The sequence below is a fragment of the Rhodanobacter sp. UC4452_H20 genome (assembly GCF_052978205.1).
The window spans coordinates 1,017,585-1,032,415 of sequence record NZ_CM129662.1 but is presented as its reverse complement, the minus strand read 5'-3'; the positions used below and the strand labels follow the sequence as shown (position 1 = coordinate 1,032,415).

Genomic DNA, 14,831 nt, shown 5'->3' with positions numbered 1-14,831 from the left:
TCGGTTCCTCAGGCAGCTCCCGCCAGTTTAGCCGCTTCGGCCAGGTCGACCTGCACCAGCCGCGACACGCCGGGCTCGCGCATGGTCACGCCGCACAGCTGGGTGGCGGCTTCCATGGTGGCCTTGTTGTGGCTGATGAAGATGAACTGCACGTGTTCGCTCATCTCGCTTACCAGGCTGGAGAAGCGGCCGACGTTGGCCTCGTCCAGCGGCGCGTCGACTTCGTCGAGCAGGCAGAACGGCGCGGGGTTGAGGCCGAAGATGGCGAACACCAGCGACACCGCGGTCAGCGCCTTCTCGCCGCCGGACAACAGCGAGATGTTGGACGGGCGCTTGCCCGGCGGGCGCGCCATGATCGTCACGCCGGTGTTGAGCAGGTCGTCGCCGGTGAGTTCCAGATAGGCATGGCCGCCACCGAACAGGCGCGGGAACAGTTCCTGCACGCCGGCGTTGACCTTGTCGAAGGTTTCCTTGAAGCGGTGGCGGGTTTCGCGGTCGATCTTCTTGATCGCGCCTTCCAGCGTTTCCATCGCGCTGACCAGGTCGGCCAGCTGGTTGTCCAGGTAGGTCTTGCGCTCGCTCTGTTCGGCGTGTTCCTGGATCGCAGCCAGGTTGACCGGCTCGATCCGCGCGATTTTCTGGCCGATGTCGGCGAGCTGTGACCGCCACTGGCTGGCGTCGATGTCGTCGGCCAGTTCGGCCAGCAGGGTTTCCAGTTCGAGGCCGGAAGCGGTGATCGCTTCGGCCAGTTGTTCGGCGCGCAGCTGCAGCGCCTGGGCGGCGAGACGCTTCTCGGACAGGCCCTCGCGCAATGCCGACAGGCCCTGCTCGGCCAGGTGGCGCTGCTGTTCGAGCTTGCGGAATTCGAGGTCGCAGTCTTCCAGTGCGCGGCGCGCTTCCACCAATTGCTTGTCGACCAGCAGGCGCTGGTCCAGATACGCCTGGCGCTCGGCTTCGAGTTCGGCGATCGGGTCGGAGCCGGCAGCGAGCTGTTCGGCGATCTCGTTGCGGCGCGCCTCGATCTGGCGCAGCTGGGCATCCATGCGACCTAGCGCCTGTTCCAGCGAGCTCAGCGACGAGCGCTTGGACTCCAGCGAGAGCGCCAGCGAGTGCGATTGATCGGCCGCCTCGCGCGCATTCATGCGGGCTTCCTCGCGCGCCTCGAGCAGGCTGCGGCGTTCGTTTTCCAGTTCGCGGCGCTGGTCTTCCAGGTCGCCCATCAGGCCGACCGATTCGTCCAGCCGCGCGCGCGCCTCACGGGTCTGGTTCTGCAATTCGTCGATCTGCGTGGACAGGTCGGCCAGCTCGCCGCTGACCTTTTCGGCACGGGCGCGGGCGGTCTCCAGCTTGCCGCGGTGGCTTTGCAATTGGCCGGCCAGTTCGGACTGGCGACGGTGCGCGTTGTACAGCTCGCGCTGGGCGTCGTCGCGCGCGCGTTCGGTTTCGAATTTGCTGGTGCGCAGGTTGTCGAGCCGTTCGCTGGCTTCTTCCAGCTGCGCTTCCAGCATGGCGATCTGTTCGGCCAGCGTGCGCAGCTCGCGCTCGCGCGCCAGCACGCCGACCTGGCTGCCTTGCGCCCGGCGCACGCGCGCCCAGCCCGGGCCGAGCCATTCGCCGCCGCGCGTCATCACGGATTGATACGGTGCCAGTGCGGACAGCGAGGCCACCTGCCGGTGGGCGTCGGCCAGCGATTCGGCGGTCAACACGTGGCCCAGTATGGCCATCGCCGCCGCCGGGCCGCGTACGTGGGCGGCCAGCGTGCCAGCGGCGCCGACGCCGCCCTCGGCGTTGTCGAGCAAGGCGATGTCGGCGTTGTCGAGCGCATCGAACTCCGCCGCCAACGCATGCGAGCCATCCACCAGCACCGCGTCCAGAAATCCGCTCAGCGCCGTTTCCACGGCGGTCTCCCAGCCGTTTTCGACCTGCAGCGACTCACCGAGGCGGCGTGACGTGTTCAACCCGAGACGAGCCAGCCAGCTGCTGGCAGCGTTTTCTTCCTGGCCGAGCGCGGCATGCTGCAGCGCTTCGAGCGAGGCGTGCCGGCCACGGGCGGCCTGCAGTTGCTGGCGGGCCTCGTTCAGCGCCGACTGCACCTGGCGCTCTTCTTCCTGCACTTTTTCATGGTTGGACTTGTACTGGTCGAGCAGGCTGCCCAGGGTTTCCACGCGCTCGCGCTGGGCGTCGTGTTCGCTGTGCAGTTGCTCGCCGGCGGCGGCCAGTGCGGCCACGTCGGTAGCTTTCTGCTCGGTTTCCAGTGCTTCGCGGCGGCGCGCCAGGTCGATGCCCTGGCGGTCGAGGTAATTGAGCTTGGTGCGTTCCACTTCGGCGGCGCGGTTGGATTCGCCGGCATTGCGGGTGTGGCTGTCCCAGCGCTGTTGCCAGTCGGCCAGCCTGGCCTCGGTGCTGCGCTGGGCTTCGGCGGTGTCGTCCTGCAGCTGCTGCAGGGCTTCGAGTTTCGGTTCGCCTTCGGCCAGCGCCATGCGCAGGGCTTCGACCTGCTCGCGGTCGGTGGCGATGTGTGCGGCCAGTTCCGCGTGCTCGCGCTCGCTGTCGGCGTGGGCGCGCTGCAGGCGTTCGGCGCTCTCCTTGTTGTGGCGCACTTGCTGCTCGACACGGGCGATCTCGGCGCCGACCTTGTAGACCTCGGCCTGGACCGCGTTCAGGTGCTCGCTGGCGTCGGTGTGGCGTTCGCGCATGACCTCGATCTGCGCCTCGATCTCGCGCTGGCCGGCCAGCTGCTTCTCGATCTCGATCTCGGCGGCGGACAAGCCGGCGCCTTCGCTGTCGTGCTGGCTCTTGAGGCCGCGGTATTCGAGCGCGCGCAGCTCGGCTTCCTTGCGTGTCTGCTCTTCCTTCAAGGCTTTCCAGCGCTCGGCGGCGCGGGCCTGGCGGTTCAGGTGTTCGAGCTGCTTGTCGACTTCGTCGCGCACGTCGCGCACGCGGTCGAGGTTTTCGCGGGTGGCCTTGATGCGGCTTTCGGTCTCCTTGCGGCGCTCCTTGTACTTGGAGATACCGGCGGCTTCCTCCAGGTGCGTGCGCAGTTCGTCCGGGTGCGCCTCGATGATCTGGCTGATCATGCCCTGCTCGATGATCGAGTAGCTGCGCGGGCCCAAGCCGGTGCCGAGGAACAGGTCGGTGATGTCGCGCCGGCGGCAGCGCGCGCCGTTGAGGTAGTACGAGGATTGCCCGTCGCGGGTGACCTGGCGCTTCACCGAGATCTCGGCGTACTGGCCGTACTCGCCCTGCACCGAGCCGTCGGCGTTGTCGAAGATCAGTTCGACCGTGGCCTGCCCCACCGGCTTGCGCGTGTTGGAGCCGGAGAAGATCACGTCGGTCAGCGAGTCGCCGCGCAGGCGGCTGGCCGCGCTTTCGCCCATCACCCAGCGGATCGCGTCGATGATGTTGGATTTGCCGCAGCCGTTGGGGCCGACCACGCCGATCATGTTGCTCGGCAGGTGCAGGGTGGTCGGGTCCACGAAGGACTTGAAACCGGCGAGTTTGATCGTGCTCAGGCGCATGCAGTGTTCAACGGTAGGGTGCTACGGCCGGTGCAGCCGGATGACAGGGCACTGTGCCAAACGCGGGGGCCTGCTGCAATGCGTGTCCGCGTGAGATTTAGTGTAAAGAATACGATACAACTCATTGATAGATATTATTTCTCGACGGCATCTATGGAAACGGCATGGATCCCGTTGTCCATCAACCCCTGCAGCGCCGCGTAGACCATTCGGTGCCGGCGGATCGGCAACAGCCCGGTGAAGGCGGGGCTGGCGATGCGCACGCGGAAATGGCCCTTGCCCTCACCCGCATGCCCGGCGTGCAGGTGGCCTTCGTCGACGATTTCCAGCTCGGTCGGCGCCAGGGCCTGGGTCAGGCGCTGGCGGATCTGCTCGATCATCGCCTCGCTCACGCCGGCAGGGCCTTGCGGAATGGCTTGATCTGCACCTCGGCGTAGACGCCGGCCGCCACGTAGGGGTCGGCATCGGCCCAGGCGCGGGCATCAGCCAGCGACGGAAACTCGGCCAGGATCAGGCTGCCGCTGAAGCCGGCCGGGCCCGGATCTTCGGACTCGATCGCCGGGAACGCGCCGGCCACGAACAGGCGGCCCTCATCCAGCAGCGCCTGCAGCCGTGCGATGTGCGCGGGCCGCGCTCCCTTGCGCTTCTCCAGCGAGTCGGCAACGTCCGTTCCGATGATGGCAAACCACATGATCAAGCCTCCTGGTGGGATGGGTCGCGAGTCTGGCTCATGCGTGGCGCGCGGCTGCGGCCAGCTGCGCGGTGTCGACACGCACGAAAATCGAATCGCCCAGCGCGGTGAGCACTTCGCCCGCGTGGACCTCGCACAGCACGCGGGTCTTGCGCCCGACTTCGCCCTCGACGCGCGCCTTCAGCGTCAGCGGCACGTCCATCGGGGTGGGCTTGAGGAACTTGATGCCGAGGCTGCCGGTGACGCAGTCGATGCGCGGCTTGCTGTCCGGCGCGCGCTGCTCGGCACGGTAGTGGTATGCCATCGCGGTCCAGTTGGAATGGCAGTCCACCAGCATCGCGATCAGCCCGCCGTAGACCAGCCCCGGCCAGCCGTGGAAATCCGCTCCCGGCAGGTGCGTGCTGACCACGTGCACGCCGTCCTCGTGCCAGTGGCTCTTGATGTGCAAGCCGTGAGGATGGGCGCTGCCGCAGCCGTAGCAGACGCCGTCGGGCGCGGCCAGGTCCTGCAGCGCGGGCACGTCGGCGCTCATGCTTCCGGTCGCATGTAGGGGAACAGCAGCACGTCGCGGATCGAGGACGCGCCGGTCAGCAGCATCACCAGGCGGTCGATGCCGATGCCGAGGCCGCCGGTGGGCGGCAGGCCCACTTCCAGCGCGCGGATGTAGTCGGCGTCGAAGTGCATGGCCTCGTCGTCGCCGGCGTCCTTGGCGTCGACTTGGGCCTGGAAGCGTGCGGCCTGGTCTTCCGGGTCGTTCAACTCGGAGAAGCCATTGGCGATTTCCTTGCCGCCCACGAACAGCTCGAAGCGGTCGGTGATGCCCTTGTCGGTATCGTTCTCCCGCGCCAGCGGTGACACCTCCACCGGATGCTGGGTGATGAAGGTCGGCTGGATCAAGGTGTGCTCCACCGTCTTTTCGAAGATCTCCAGCAGCAGCTTGCCCCAGCCATAACCGTCCTTGATCTGTATGCCGAGCCGCCTGGCGTGCGCGGCCATCGCTTCGCGGTCGCGCAGCTCCTCGCGCCGGATCTCGGGGTTGTGCTCCAGCACCGCGTCTTCCATACGCCAGCGGCGGAACGCCGGACCCACGTCGATGTCGGCGCCGTCCCAGTGCAGCCGCGTCGTGCCCAGCACGGCCTGCGCGGTGTCGCGGATCACGCTCTCGGTGAGGTCCATGATCTCGTGGTAGGTGGCGTAGGCCTGGTACAGCTCCAGCATGGTGAACTCGGGGTTGTGTCGGGTCGACACCCCTTCGTTGCGGAAGTTGCGGTTGATCTCGTAGACGCGGTCGAAGCCGCCGACCACCAGGCGCTTCAGGTACAGCTCCGGTGCCACGCGCAGGTACAGATCCAGATCCAGCGCGTTGTGGTGGGTGACGAACGGTTTGGCCGTGGCGCCGCCGGGGATCACGTGCATCATCGGCGTCTCGACTTCCATGAAGCGGCGCGACGGCGCTTCCAGCCATTGACGCATGGTGCCGATGATCCTTGAGCGCAGCATGAAGGTGCGGCGCGCTTCCTCGGTGACGATCAGGTCCACGTAGCGCTGGCGATAGCGCTGCTCCACGTCGGCCATGCCGTGATGCTTGTCGGGCAGCGGGCGCAGGCTCTTGGTCAGCAGGCGCAGGTGATCCACGCGCACCGAAAGCTCGCCGGTCTTCGTGCGCATCAGCGTGCCTTCGGCACCCACGATGTCGCCCATGTCCCAGCCCTTGAACGCCTCGTAGACCTCGCCAACCGTGCCGGCATGGATGAACAGCTGGATGCGTCCGCTGAAATCCTGCAACTGCACGAAGCTGACCTTGCCCTGCACGCGCTTGAGTACGATGCGCCCGGCCATCTTCACCCGGCGCGCGGCCGCTTCGACGGCTTCGGCCGTGTGCACGTCCTTGTCGGCGAACTCGGTTTGCAGGTCGCCGGCGAAGCTGTCGACCTTGAAGTCGTTCGGAAACGCGATGCCCTGCCCGCGCAGCGCCTTGAGTTTTTCGCGGCGCTCGGCGATCAACTTGTTCTCGTCGGGAAGGGTGTCGGTGACTTCGCTCATGGATGGTTCCGTGGCTGCCAGCGCGCGCTGGACAGTGGATGTCTCGTGGATGGGGCGGCGCTCAATTGCCCTTGTCGAAAATCTGCTTGACGCCGCGTTTGGTGGCATCCCAGCCCTCGCGCGCGCCGTGGCCGATGGCGACGCCTGCCTTCTTCGCGCCATGGCCGATGCCGGTGCCGGCCTCTTTCGCGCCGTGCCCGATCTTCCTGGCCACATGCCTGGTCGCGTGACCGACATCGCGGGCGCCGTCGGCGACGCCGTGGCCGACCGCCTTCGCGTCCTGCTTGATGCCCTGTCCGGCGCTGCCCTGCGACGACTGCGCTGCCGCGCCGAACGCCATCAGCGCGACCAAGGCGATCAGGAAAATGCCGATCTTCTTGCTGTTCATGCGCGTCACCTCGTCAATGGGCGGGTCGAAGGGAATCGGGCGTCAGGCATCGATGCGCTTGGCGCCGGCTTCGAGGCCGGATTTCAGGCTTGCCTCGATGAACTCGTCGAGGTCGCCGTCGAGCACCTTCTGGGTGTCCGAACGCTCGATGCCGGTGCGCAGATCCTTGATGCGGCTCTGGTCGAGCACGTAGTTGCGGATCTGGCTGCCCCAGCCGATGTCGGACTTGGTCGCTTCCAGCGCGTCCCTCTCGGCATTGCGCTTCTGCACTTCCAGTTCGTACAGCTTGGCGGCCAGCATCTTCATCGCGCGGTCGCGGTTGGCGTGCTGGCTGCGCTCGGTCTGGCAGGCCACGACCGTGTTGGTGGGCACGTGGGTGATGCGCACCGCCGACTCGGTCTTGTTGACGTGCTGGCCGCCGGCACCCGACGAACGGTATACGTCGGTCTTCAGGTCGGCCGGGTTGATGTCGATCTCGATGCTGTCGTCCACTTCCGGCGAAACGAATACCGAGGTGAAACTGGTGTGCCGGCGGTTGTCCGAATCGAACGGGCTCTTGCGCACCAGCCGGTGCACGCCGATCTCGGTCTTCAGCCAGCCGTAGGCATAGTCGCCCTCGACGCGGAACGTGGCGGACTTGATGCCGGCCACGTCGCCGCCGCTGACTTCCATCAGCTCGGCTTTCCAGCCACGGTGCTCGCACCAGCGCAGGTACATGCGCAGCAGCATTTCGGCCCAGTCCTGCGCCTCGGTGCCGCCGGCGCCGGCCTGGATGTCGACGAACGCGTTCATCGCGTCCATCTTGCCGGAGAACATGCGCTGGAACTCCAGCTTGCCGACCTGCGACTCCAGCTTGTCCAGGTCGTCGATCACCGACTGCGCGGCGTCGTCATCGCCGTCGGCGACGGCCATCTCCAGCAGGTCGCCGGCGTCGTCCAGGCCGGCAGTCAGCGTGTCGATGCCGTGGACGATGGTGTGCAATCGGGCGCGTTCGCGACCCAGTTCCTGCGCGTTGGCCGGGTCGTCCCACACGGTGGGGCTCTCCAGTTCGCGGGTTACTTCTTCCAGGCGCTCGCGCTTGGTGGCGTAGTCAAAGATACCCCCTAAGCGCTTCGACGCGACCGCGGAGGTCGTCGATCTGCGCATGGATGGGATTGGTCTCGATCATCGTGAAATCTTGGTGGGAGGCGAGCACGCAAGAATAACAGACCCGTTTGCAGCCGGCGCCCCTTGCAGGGCGGGCACTGCCCGCCGACCTTTGATCCATGGCGACGGAAACCGGCGGGCGGTGCCCGCCCTAAGCAGCCGGCCGCATTCAGGCGAGCGCCTGGGCATGTACGCCTCTGACGGCACGCCCCGACGGATCGGCCGCGTTCGCGAACGCCGGATCCCACGCCAGCGCTGCGGGCGAGGAGCAGGCAATCGACTTGCCGCCGGGCACGGTCGCGGCGCAGGCCTCGCCGGGAAAGTGCTGCTCGAAGATGCGTCGGTAGAAATACGCCTCCTTGGTCGCCGGCGTGTTGAACGGGTAGCGCGCCGCGGCCGCGGCGAACTCGCGGTCGCTGACCGCCTGCTCCGCGTGCGCTTTCAAGCCGTCGATCCAGCCATAGCCGACGCCATCGCTGAACTGCTCCTTCTGTCGCCACAGGATCGAATCCGGCAGCGCGCCGTCGAACGCTTCGCGCAGTACCGCCTTCTCGATGCGCCCCTGCCCTGCCATCTTGTGCTTCGCATCCAGGCCCATCGCCACGTCGATGAACTCCAGGTCGAGGAACGGCACGCGCGCCTCCACGCCCCACGCCATCATCGCCTTGTTCGCGCGCAGGCAGTCGTAGCTGTGCAGCGCGTCGAGCTTGCGCACGGTTTCCTCATGGAACGCCTCGGCCGAGGGCGCCTTGTGGAAGTACAGATAGCCGCCGAAGATCTCGTCCGAACCCTCGCCGGACAGCACCATCTTCACGCCCATCGCCTTGATCCGCCGCGCCAGCAGGTACATCGGCGTGGCGGCGCGGATGGTGGTGACGTCGTAGGTCTCGATATGGCGAATCACTTCGGGCAGCGCGTCAAGGCCTTCCCAGAAGGTGTAGATGAAGCCGTGATGCACGGTGCCCAGCGCGTCGGCGGCGACCTGCGCCGCAGCCAGGTCGGGCGAGCCGTCCAGCCCGATCGCGAACGAATGCAGGCGCGGCCACCAGGCCTCGCTGCGGTCGTCGTCCTCGACCCGCTCGCGCGCGAACTGCGCGGCGCAGGCGGCGACCAGCGACGAATCCAGCCCACCGGAAAGCAGCACCCCATACGGCACGTCGGTCATCAGCTGGCGATGCACGGCCTGCTCAAACGCCTTGCGCAAGGCCGGAGCAGCCACGTCATGGCCGCGCGTGGCGGCATAGTCGCGCCATGGCCTGGCGTAGTAGCTGCGCAGTTCGCCGCTGGCGCTGTCGTAGACATGACCCGGCGGGAACGGCGCCACGTCGGCACACACGCCGACCAGCGCCTTCATCTCCGAGGCCACGCACAGGCGGCCTTGCGCGTCGTGGCCCCAGTACAGCGGGCAGACGCCGATCGGGTCGCGCGCGATCAGGTAGCGCTGCGCCTCGCCGTCCCACAACGCGAACGCGAAGATGCCGTTGAGCCTGCCCACGAAGTCGCTGCCGTGCTCGCGATACAGCGCGTTGATCACCTCGCAGTCCGAAGCGGTGGTGAATTCGTAGCTGCTGGCCGCACGCAATTCGCGGTGGTTGTAGATCTCGCCGTTCACCGCCAGCGCCAGCGCGCCGTCGCGCGAACGCAGCGGCTGCGCGCCGCTGGCCGGGTCGACGATGGCCAGCCGCTCGTGCACCAGGATCACCCCGGCGTCGACGAACACCCCGCTCCAGTCCGGCCCGCGATGGCGCTGGCGCTGCGACAACTCCAGCGCCTGCCGGCGCAACGCGGTCAGGTCGTCGCCCGGCTGCAGGTCGAACATTCCGAATATCGAGCACATGGTGGAAGTTTCCTCGTTGCTGTCTGTGGATACCGCTCTTCTGAAAAATCGGCCATGGAGACCGGGTTTGCCCTGCGTGGGCGGACCCGCGCAAAAATCAAACACCACAAAACGAAAGAGGCCCGCACTGGGCGGACCTCTTTCGCGTATTCGATGAAACTTGCAGCTACGCGAGGGCCCGCCAACGGTTGGCGTTGTTGTTCGCGCGATTATTGGTATTGCCGGCCAGCACGAAGCTGCGCGCGGAAGGCGCAGTGGAGTTCAAGCCGCTGGTGGCGAAGGAATGCATGGATCAACTTGAACAGATCATCCGACGCTTGGCAAGTGCTGGCACAGCAGTGACGCCAGCCGCCGCTTGCCGCTACATTGCCGCCAATGAGCCATGACGCAACACGGATGTCTGCCCGCTCCCGCACCGACCCGGCACCGATGCCCGCGGGAGGGCGGCCATTGCGCTGGTGGATTCCGCTGCTGGCCTGGTTGCTGCGCGGTTTCTATTTCGGCCGCATCCGCATCTTCGGTGCCCATCGGCAACCCGTGCCGCGACGCGGCGGTCGGCTGATCGTCAGCAGTCATCGCAACGGGGCGATCGACGGCTACACCGTGCTGCGGGTGTTTCCCGGCGCGCAAGGGCTGGTCTCGATCCAGTTGCTGCGGCATCCGCTGCTGCGCTGGATGTTCGACGGCATCGCGGTGGTGCGCGACAAGGATCGCGAGCGCTACGCCAAGCGGCGCGCCGCGTTCGCTCATCCCGTCGACGCCGGCTGCGCCCAACTGCGTGCGGGCGGCGACCTGGTGATCTTTCCCGAAGGCAGCAGCGAATGGGGCTGGCAGCCGCTGCCTTACCAGCGCGGCGCAGCGCGCATCGCGCGCACCTTGCTGGACGAGGGATTGTCGCTGGAGGTGCTGCCGCTGGGTTTGCACTACCAGGCGCCGGACCGCTTCCGTTCGCGCGTCGAGGCGCTGGTCGGAGTGCCGGTGAACTTGCCCGCACGCGATGCCGATGAATCCGATCGCGACTGGGAACGACGCATCCATCAGGCGATCGCGACCGCGCTCGACGCGGTCTCGGTGAACTGTCCGACCCCGGAGGTCTTTGCGACGACGGAAGCCTGGGCGACGGTGCGGGCCGCGGCGGGCGAGTCCTACGCGCTGGCGTTCATCGGCGCACAGCAACGCCCACAGGCGCCACCGCCGCCACCACCACGCGCTCGTCCATGGCCATTGGACTGGCTCGTGGTGGCGGCGTTCATGCTGCTGGCGGCGCCGGTGCTGCTGGCCGGCCGGGTCGCCGGTGGCAAGGCGGATGCACGCAATACGGTGAGCTTTTTCCGCATCGTGGGCGGGCTGCTGGTGGCGATGGTCTGGCTGCCCTGTCTGCTGTTGATGACCTGGTTCTGGCCATGGCCGCTGCTGGTGCTGTGGCCGCTGGCCGCACTCGGCTGGTGGCGCTGGCCGCGCGTAATGCATCGGGGGAATCCGTGAACATGCCACGCATCGCGCGCTGGATCGGCCATGCCTTCGCCGCCGAGCTGTTGCTGATCCTGGTGCTCGGCAGCATCGGTGCCTGGCGGCTGGATGACGGCGACCTGCACGCCGCCAGCCTGCTTGGCGGTATCGCCTGGCTGCTGTTGCTGGTCGCTACCTTGGCTGCACCGGGCAGTGGCTGGGCCAGCTGGAAAGGCACGCTGCAGTTCGTCGCCTGCTGGCTGATCTTTCCGCTGTTCAAGGCGATCCGCGAGGTATTCATCCAGCACACCGCCGACGCGACGCTGCTCGCGCTGGATCGTGATCTGTGGGGTGGCCGCAGCCTGCCGGAGCACCTGCTGGGCTGGGAACGGCCGTGGCTGTCGGAGCTGCTCAGCAGCGGCTACTTCCTGTTCTATTTCGTGGTGCTACTGCCGGCGATCGTGTTCAGCGTGCAGCGCAGCAGCCCCGAGGCGAAGGCGTTCTTCCTCGGCCTGACCCTGATGTACCTGGTCGGCTTTGCCGGCTACCTGCTGGTGCCGGCCGGTGGACCGTACATGGCGTTTCCCGAGGTGTTTCCGTATCCCGTGCACGGCGGCGCGATGACGGCATTGCTGGCCGGCGTGGTCAAGGCCGGGATCACCGGCATGGACGTGTTCCCCAGCCTGCACAGCGGCATCGGCGTGTATGTGCTGGGCTTCTTCGCGCTGGGCAGGTATCGGCGCATCGCCGCCCTGCTGGCGCCGATCATCCTGGCGCTGGTGGTGGCCACGTTGTACCTGCGCTATCACTACGGCATCGACGTGCTGTGCGGGATCGCCCTCGCCGCCGCGGTGCTCGCCTTCATTCAGCGTTACCGCAAGGAAACCCTCGCATGACCCAACTCCTCGTCTTCACCGATCCGCAGGCCGCCGAGCATGCCGTCAGCGGCGGCAAGGGCGCCAACCTGGCGCGCGCCGCGCAGCACCTGCCGGTGCCGCCGGGCATCGTGGTCGGCAGCGAGGTTTATCGCGAGTTCGTGGCGCCCTTGCATGAGGCGATCCGCCACGTGCTGGAAGACGCCACACTCGACCACGCCGCCCGCAGCGAGCGCATCCAGGCCCTGCTGCTCGCGCAGCCGTTGCCGTCGTCACTGCGCGACGAGCTCGCCGCGAAACTGGAAACACTCGATCTGGCCGATGCGCCGGTGGCGGTGCGTTCCTCCGGCACGCTGGAAGACCTGCCCGGCGCTGCGTTCGCCGGCCAGCACGATACCTTGCTGGGCATCCGCGGCGTCGATGCCGTGCTCGACGCGATCCGCCGCTGCTACGCCTCGCTGTGGAATGCCCACGTGCTGCCGTATCGCGAGCGGATGGGGCTGAACCACCTGGACGCGGCGATGGCCGTGGTGGTGCAGAAGATGGTGCAGGTGGGCGAGCATGAGGCCGCCGGCGTGGCGTTCTCGATCGACCCGGTGCGTGGGGCGCTGGACCAGGTGTTGATCAACGCCGCGTTCGGCCTCGGCGAAACCGTGGTCGGTGGCGAGGAGCCGGTCGACGAGTACCGGCTCAGGCGCAGCGACATGAGCGAGGTCGACGCGGTGATCGCCGAGAAGCCGCAGGCGCTGGTGACCGATGCCGCCGGCGGTACTCGCCACTCGACGTTGTCCGCCGAACAGGCGCATGCCCCTGCCCTCGCCGAAGCGCAACGCCGCGCCGTGGCGCAGCTGGCGCTGGCCGCCGAGCAGCACTTCGGTTTCCCGCAGGACATCGAGTGGGCGTGGCAGGACGGCACGCTGTACCTGCTGCAGTCGCGTGCGGTGACGCGCATCCCGGCGCGCTGGACCCGCGACGAATCGGCCGAGCGCTTTCCCAACCCGGTCACCCCGCTGACCTGGGATCTGTGCGAAGCCGGCTTCCATGCCTCGCTCAACCACAGTTTCAAGCTGATGGGCCTGCCGCCGTTCGGCGACAAGTGGTTCGCGATGCGCGACTACTACATCTACGGCAACCAGAACGCGGTCGAACTCTACAGCGGCCGCACGCCGGCGAAGATGCTCAAGGACGTGGAAAGCATCCGCGCCGCGCTGCCGCAGATCGCCGCGCAGTTTGCCTGGGTGCAGGAGCTGCCGGTGCGCTGGATGCGCGACCTGGACACTTATCTGCTCGGCATCGGCGCCCTGATGCGCGAGTCGCTGGACGGCCGCCCTTTGAATGAACTGTGGGACTACGTGCTGCGCATCAATGCGCTGGGCGCCAGCTACTTCCTGCCGAACATCGCCATCTCGCTGACCCAGCGCACGCTGTACGTGGCCCTGCAGCAGATGCTGCGACTGGCGCTGCCGGCCGACCAGGCGCAGCAGGTGTTCGACCAGTTGCTGGCAGTCACCGACACCAAGACCGGCCAGGTCAATGCCGAGCTGTGGTCGCTGTCGCGGCTGGTTCGCATGGATGCCGTCCTGCATGACCGGCTGCGCAGCGAACCCAGCGTCGAACTGCTGGAAGAACTGGTGCAGCACCCCGCCTTCCACGCCGAGTTCCAGCGCTTCCTGGCCCGCCACGGCCATCGCGAACTGGATTTCGACGCCTACCACCCGACCTGGGTCGAGGCACCGCAGATCGTGCTGGACCAGCTGAAGATGCTGGTCGATCGTCCCGACGAGGACCGCGCCGCCGCCGAACTGGCGCAGAAAGCCGCCCAGGCGGCGATGGAGCACAACGTGCTCAGCCATGCGCCGGAGGAACTGCGCTACCTGGTGCACGAGGTGATCCGGCTGGCCCGCACGTATACCGCGCTGGACGACCTGGAGCATTACCAGACCACCCGCCTACACCTGCCATTTCGCCGCGGCCTGAAAGCGATCGGCGTACAGCTGGTCGAACGCGGCGTACTGGCTGATCCGATGGACGTCTATTTCGTGCCGCTGGCCCTGCTCGACGGCGCGCTGCACAGCGGTGAACTGTCCCCGATCACGGAAGCCGCCGCCCGCCACAAGGCCGGTTACCTGGCGGCCTGCGCACGCACGCCGGACTGGATCTTCGGCGAGGCGGAACCGGTCGAGGTCGACGGCAGCCAGGTGCTCAAGGGCCTGGGCGGCAGCCCCGGCATCGTCGAGGGCGAGGTATTCGTGGTGCGCAGCCCGGAGGATTTCCCGCACTTCCCCAAGGACGCGATCCTGGTGGCGCGCACCACCAACCCGGCGTGGACGCCGCTGTTCTACCAGGCGCGCGGAGTGATCACCGAAAGCGGCGGCCCGCTGTCGCACGGCGCGGTGACCGCGCGCGAACTGGGCCTGCCGGCCGTGATGAGCGTGCGCCACGTGATGCGCATGCTGGCCAATGGCCAGCGCGTGCGCATCGACGGCCGCCACGGCACCGTCGAGGTACTCAGTCCGCCGTAATCCAGCGCGTGGCTTCGTCGACCTCGGCACCACGGAACAGGCGGAACTGGGCGGGGATGGCGAAGCTGAAGGCCGTGGCGGTACCGCGCAGCCAGGGCACGTCAGTGACCAGCGCCACACGGTCCCAACTGCTGAAGTGCCGCGCGCCGAGTTTTGCGTCGTTCCACATGGCGCCGGGGTCGAAGCCGGTGAAGTCGTCGGCAGTGACGTAGAGCAGGCGCAGCTTTCGATTGAGCGCGAACGCCGCCTCGACATCCGGCACCACGATGTTCTCGTAGTCTTGCGCGGTGACCTGGCCGTGCGCGCGAAAACCCAGCGTGCCGGCAGGCAATCCTTCGATCTGTGCGATCACGGGCGTGCTC

13 protein-coding genes are annotated in these 14,831 nt (G+C 67.3%); 4 read left to right on the top strand and 9 right to left on the bottom strand.

The annotated features are described in order from the left end of the window. Positions 1-8: 8 nt before the first annotated feature. The 8 genes from smc to asnB all read right to left on the bottom strand — a co-directional run bounded on the left by smc (position 9) and on the right by asnB (position 9,623). Positions 9-3,518 carry a chromosome segregation protein SMC gene (gene smc / locus ACVCMC_RS05020; RefSeq protein ID WP_447098879.1) on the bottom strand — a complete coding sequence of 1,170 codons (3,510 nt, stop codon included), beginning with the start codon at positions 3,516-3,518 and terminating at the stop codon, positions 9-11. A 134-nt stretch (positions 3,519-3,652) separates the two neighbouring features. Beyond that, positions 3,653-3,898 carry a BolA family protein gene (locus tag ACVCMC_RS05015; protein WP_447098878.1) on the bottom strand — a complete coding sequence of 82 codons (246 nt, stop codon included), beginning with the start codon at positions 3,896-3,898 and terminating at the stop codon, positions 3,653-3,655. Between the two features lie 8 nt (positions 3,899-3,906). Then, on the bottom strand, positions 3,907-4,209 hold the full coding sequence (locus tag ACVCMC_RS05010; RefSeq protein WP_395118518.1) for a YciI family protein: 303 nt from the start codon (positions 4,207-4,209) through the stop codon (positions 3,907-3,909). A 37-nt stretch (positions 4,210-4,246) separates the two neighbouring features. Then, complete coding sequence (locus tag ACVCMC_RS05005; RefSeq protein WP_395118520.1) at positions 4,247-4,741, bottom strand: PaaI family thioesterase; 495 nt, start codon at positions 4,739-4,741, stop codon at positions 4,247-4,249. Next, positions 4,738-6,252, bottom strand: coding sequence for a lysine--tRNA ligase (lysS, locus tag ACVCMC_RS05000; RefSeq protein ID WP_447098877.1), 1,515 nt, complete (start codon positions 6,250-6,252; stop codon positions 4,738-4,740). The genes ACVCMC_RS05005 and lysS overlap by 4 nt, the downstream gene beginning before the upstream one ends. 61 nt (positions 6,253-6,313) lie before the next feature. Next, positions 6,314-6,640, bottom strand: a complete 327-nt coding sequence (locus ACVCMC_RS04995; protein WP_395118524.1) for a hypothetical protein — start codon at positions 6,638-6,640, stop codon at positions 6,314-6,316. A 42-nt stretch (positions 6,641-6,682) separates the two neighbouring features. Beyond that, positions 6,683-7,808 (bottom strand): peptide chain release factor 2 gene (gene prfB, locus ACVCMC_RS04990; protein ID WP_447098876.1). Its coding sequence is split into 2 segments (ribosomal slippage): positions 6,683-7,732 and positions 7,734-7,808, totalling 1,125 coding nucleotides; the frame shifts between segments, so codons are not numbered across the junction. A 147-nt stretch (positions 7,809-7,955) separates the two neighbouring features. Beyond that, complete coding sequence (asnB, locus tag ACVCMC_RS04985) at positions 7,956-9,623, bottom strand: asparagine synthase B (RefSeq protein ID WP_447098875.1); 1,668 nt, start codon at positions 9,621-9,623, stop codon at positions 7,956-7,958. A gap of 188 nt (positions 9,624-9,811) precedes the next feature. On the opposite strand from asnB, the gene ACVCMC_RS04980 reads away from it, so the two are divergent. The 4 genes from ACVCMC_RS04980 to ACVCMC_RS04965 are packed head-to-tail and all read left to right on the top strand — an operon-like array spanning position 9,812 to position 14,469. Further along, positions 9,812-10,009, top strand: coding sequence for a hypothetical protein (locus ACVCMC_RS04980; RefSeq protein ID WP_447098874.1), 198 nt, complete (start codon positions 9,812-9,814; stop codon positions 10,007-10,009). Positions 10,010-10,019: 10 nt separating this feature from the next. Beyond that, entirely contained in the window at positions 10,020-11,108 is a 1,089-nt protein-coding gene (locus ACVCMC_RS04975; protein ID WP_447098873.1) for a 1-acyl-sn-glycerol-3-phosphate acyltransferase, read from the top strand. 2 nt (positions 11,109-11,110) lie between these two features. Then, complete coding sequence (locus ACVCMC_RS04970) at positions 11,111-11,968, top strand: phosphatase PAP2 family protein (protein ID WP_447098872.1); 858 nt, start codon at positions 11,111-11,113, stop codon at positions 11,966-11,968. Next, the gene (locus ACVCMC_RS04965; RefSeq protein ID WP_447098871.1) at positions 11,965-14,469 is read left to right on the top strand and encodes a PEP/pyruvate-binding domain-containing protein; all 2,505 of its coding nucleotides are present in this window, start codon (positions 11,965-11,967) and stop codon (positions 14,467-14,469) included. Before ACVCMC_RS04970 ends, ACVCMC_RS04965 begins: the two co-directional genes overlap by 4 nt. On the opposite strand, the gene ACVCMC_RS04960 is transcribed toward ACVCMC_RS04965, so the two are convergent. Continuing rightward, positions 14,456-14,821 carry an STAS/SEC14 domain-containing protein gene (locus ACVCMC_RS04960; RefSeq protein ID WP_447098870.1) on the bottom strand — a complete coding sequence of 122 codons (366 nt, stop codon included), beginning with the start codon at positions 14,819-14,821 and terminating at the stop codon, positions 14,456-14,458. The two genes, ACVCMC_RS04965 and ACVCMC_RS04960, sit on opposite strands and share 14 nt — an antisense overlap. Between the last annotated feature and the right edge of the window lie 10 nt (positions 14,822-14,831).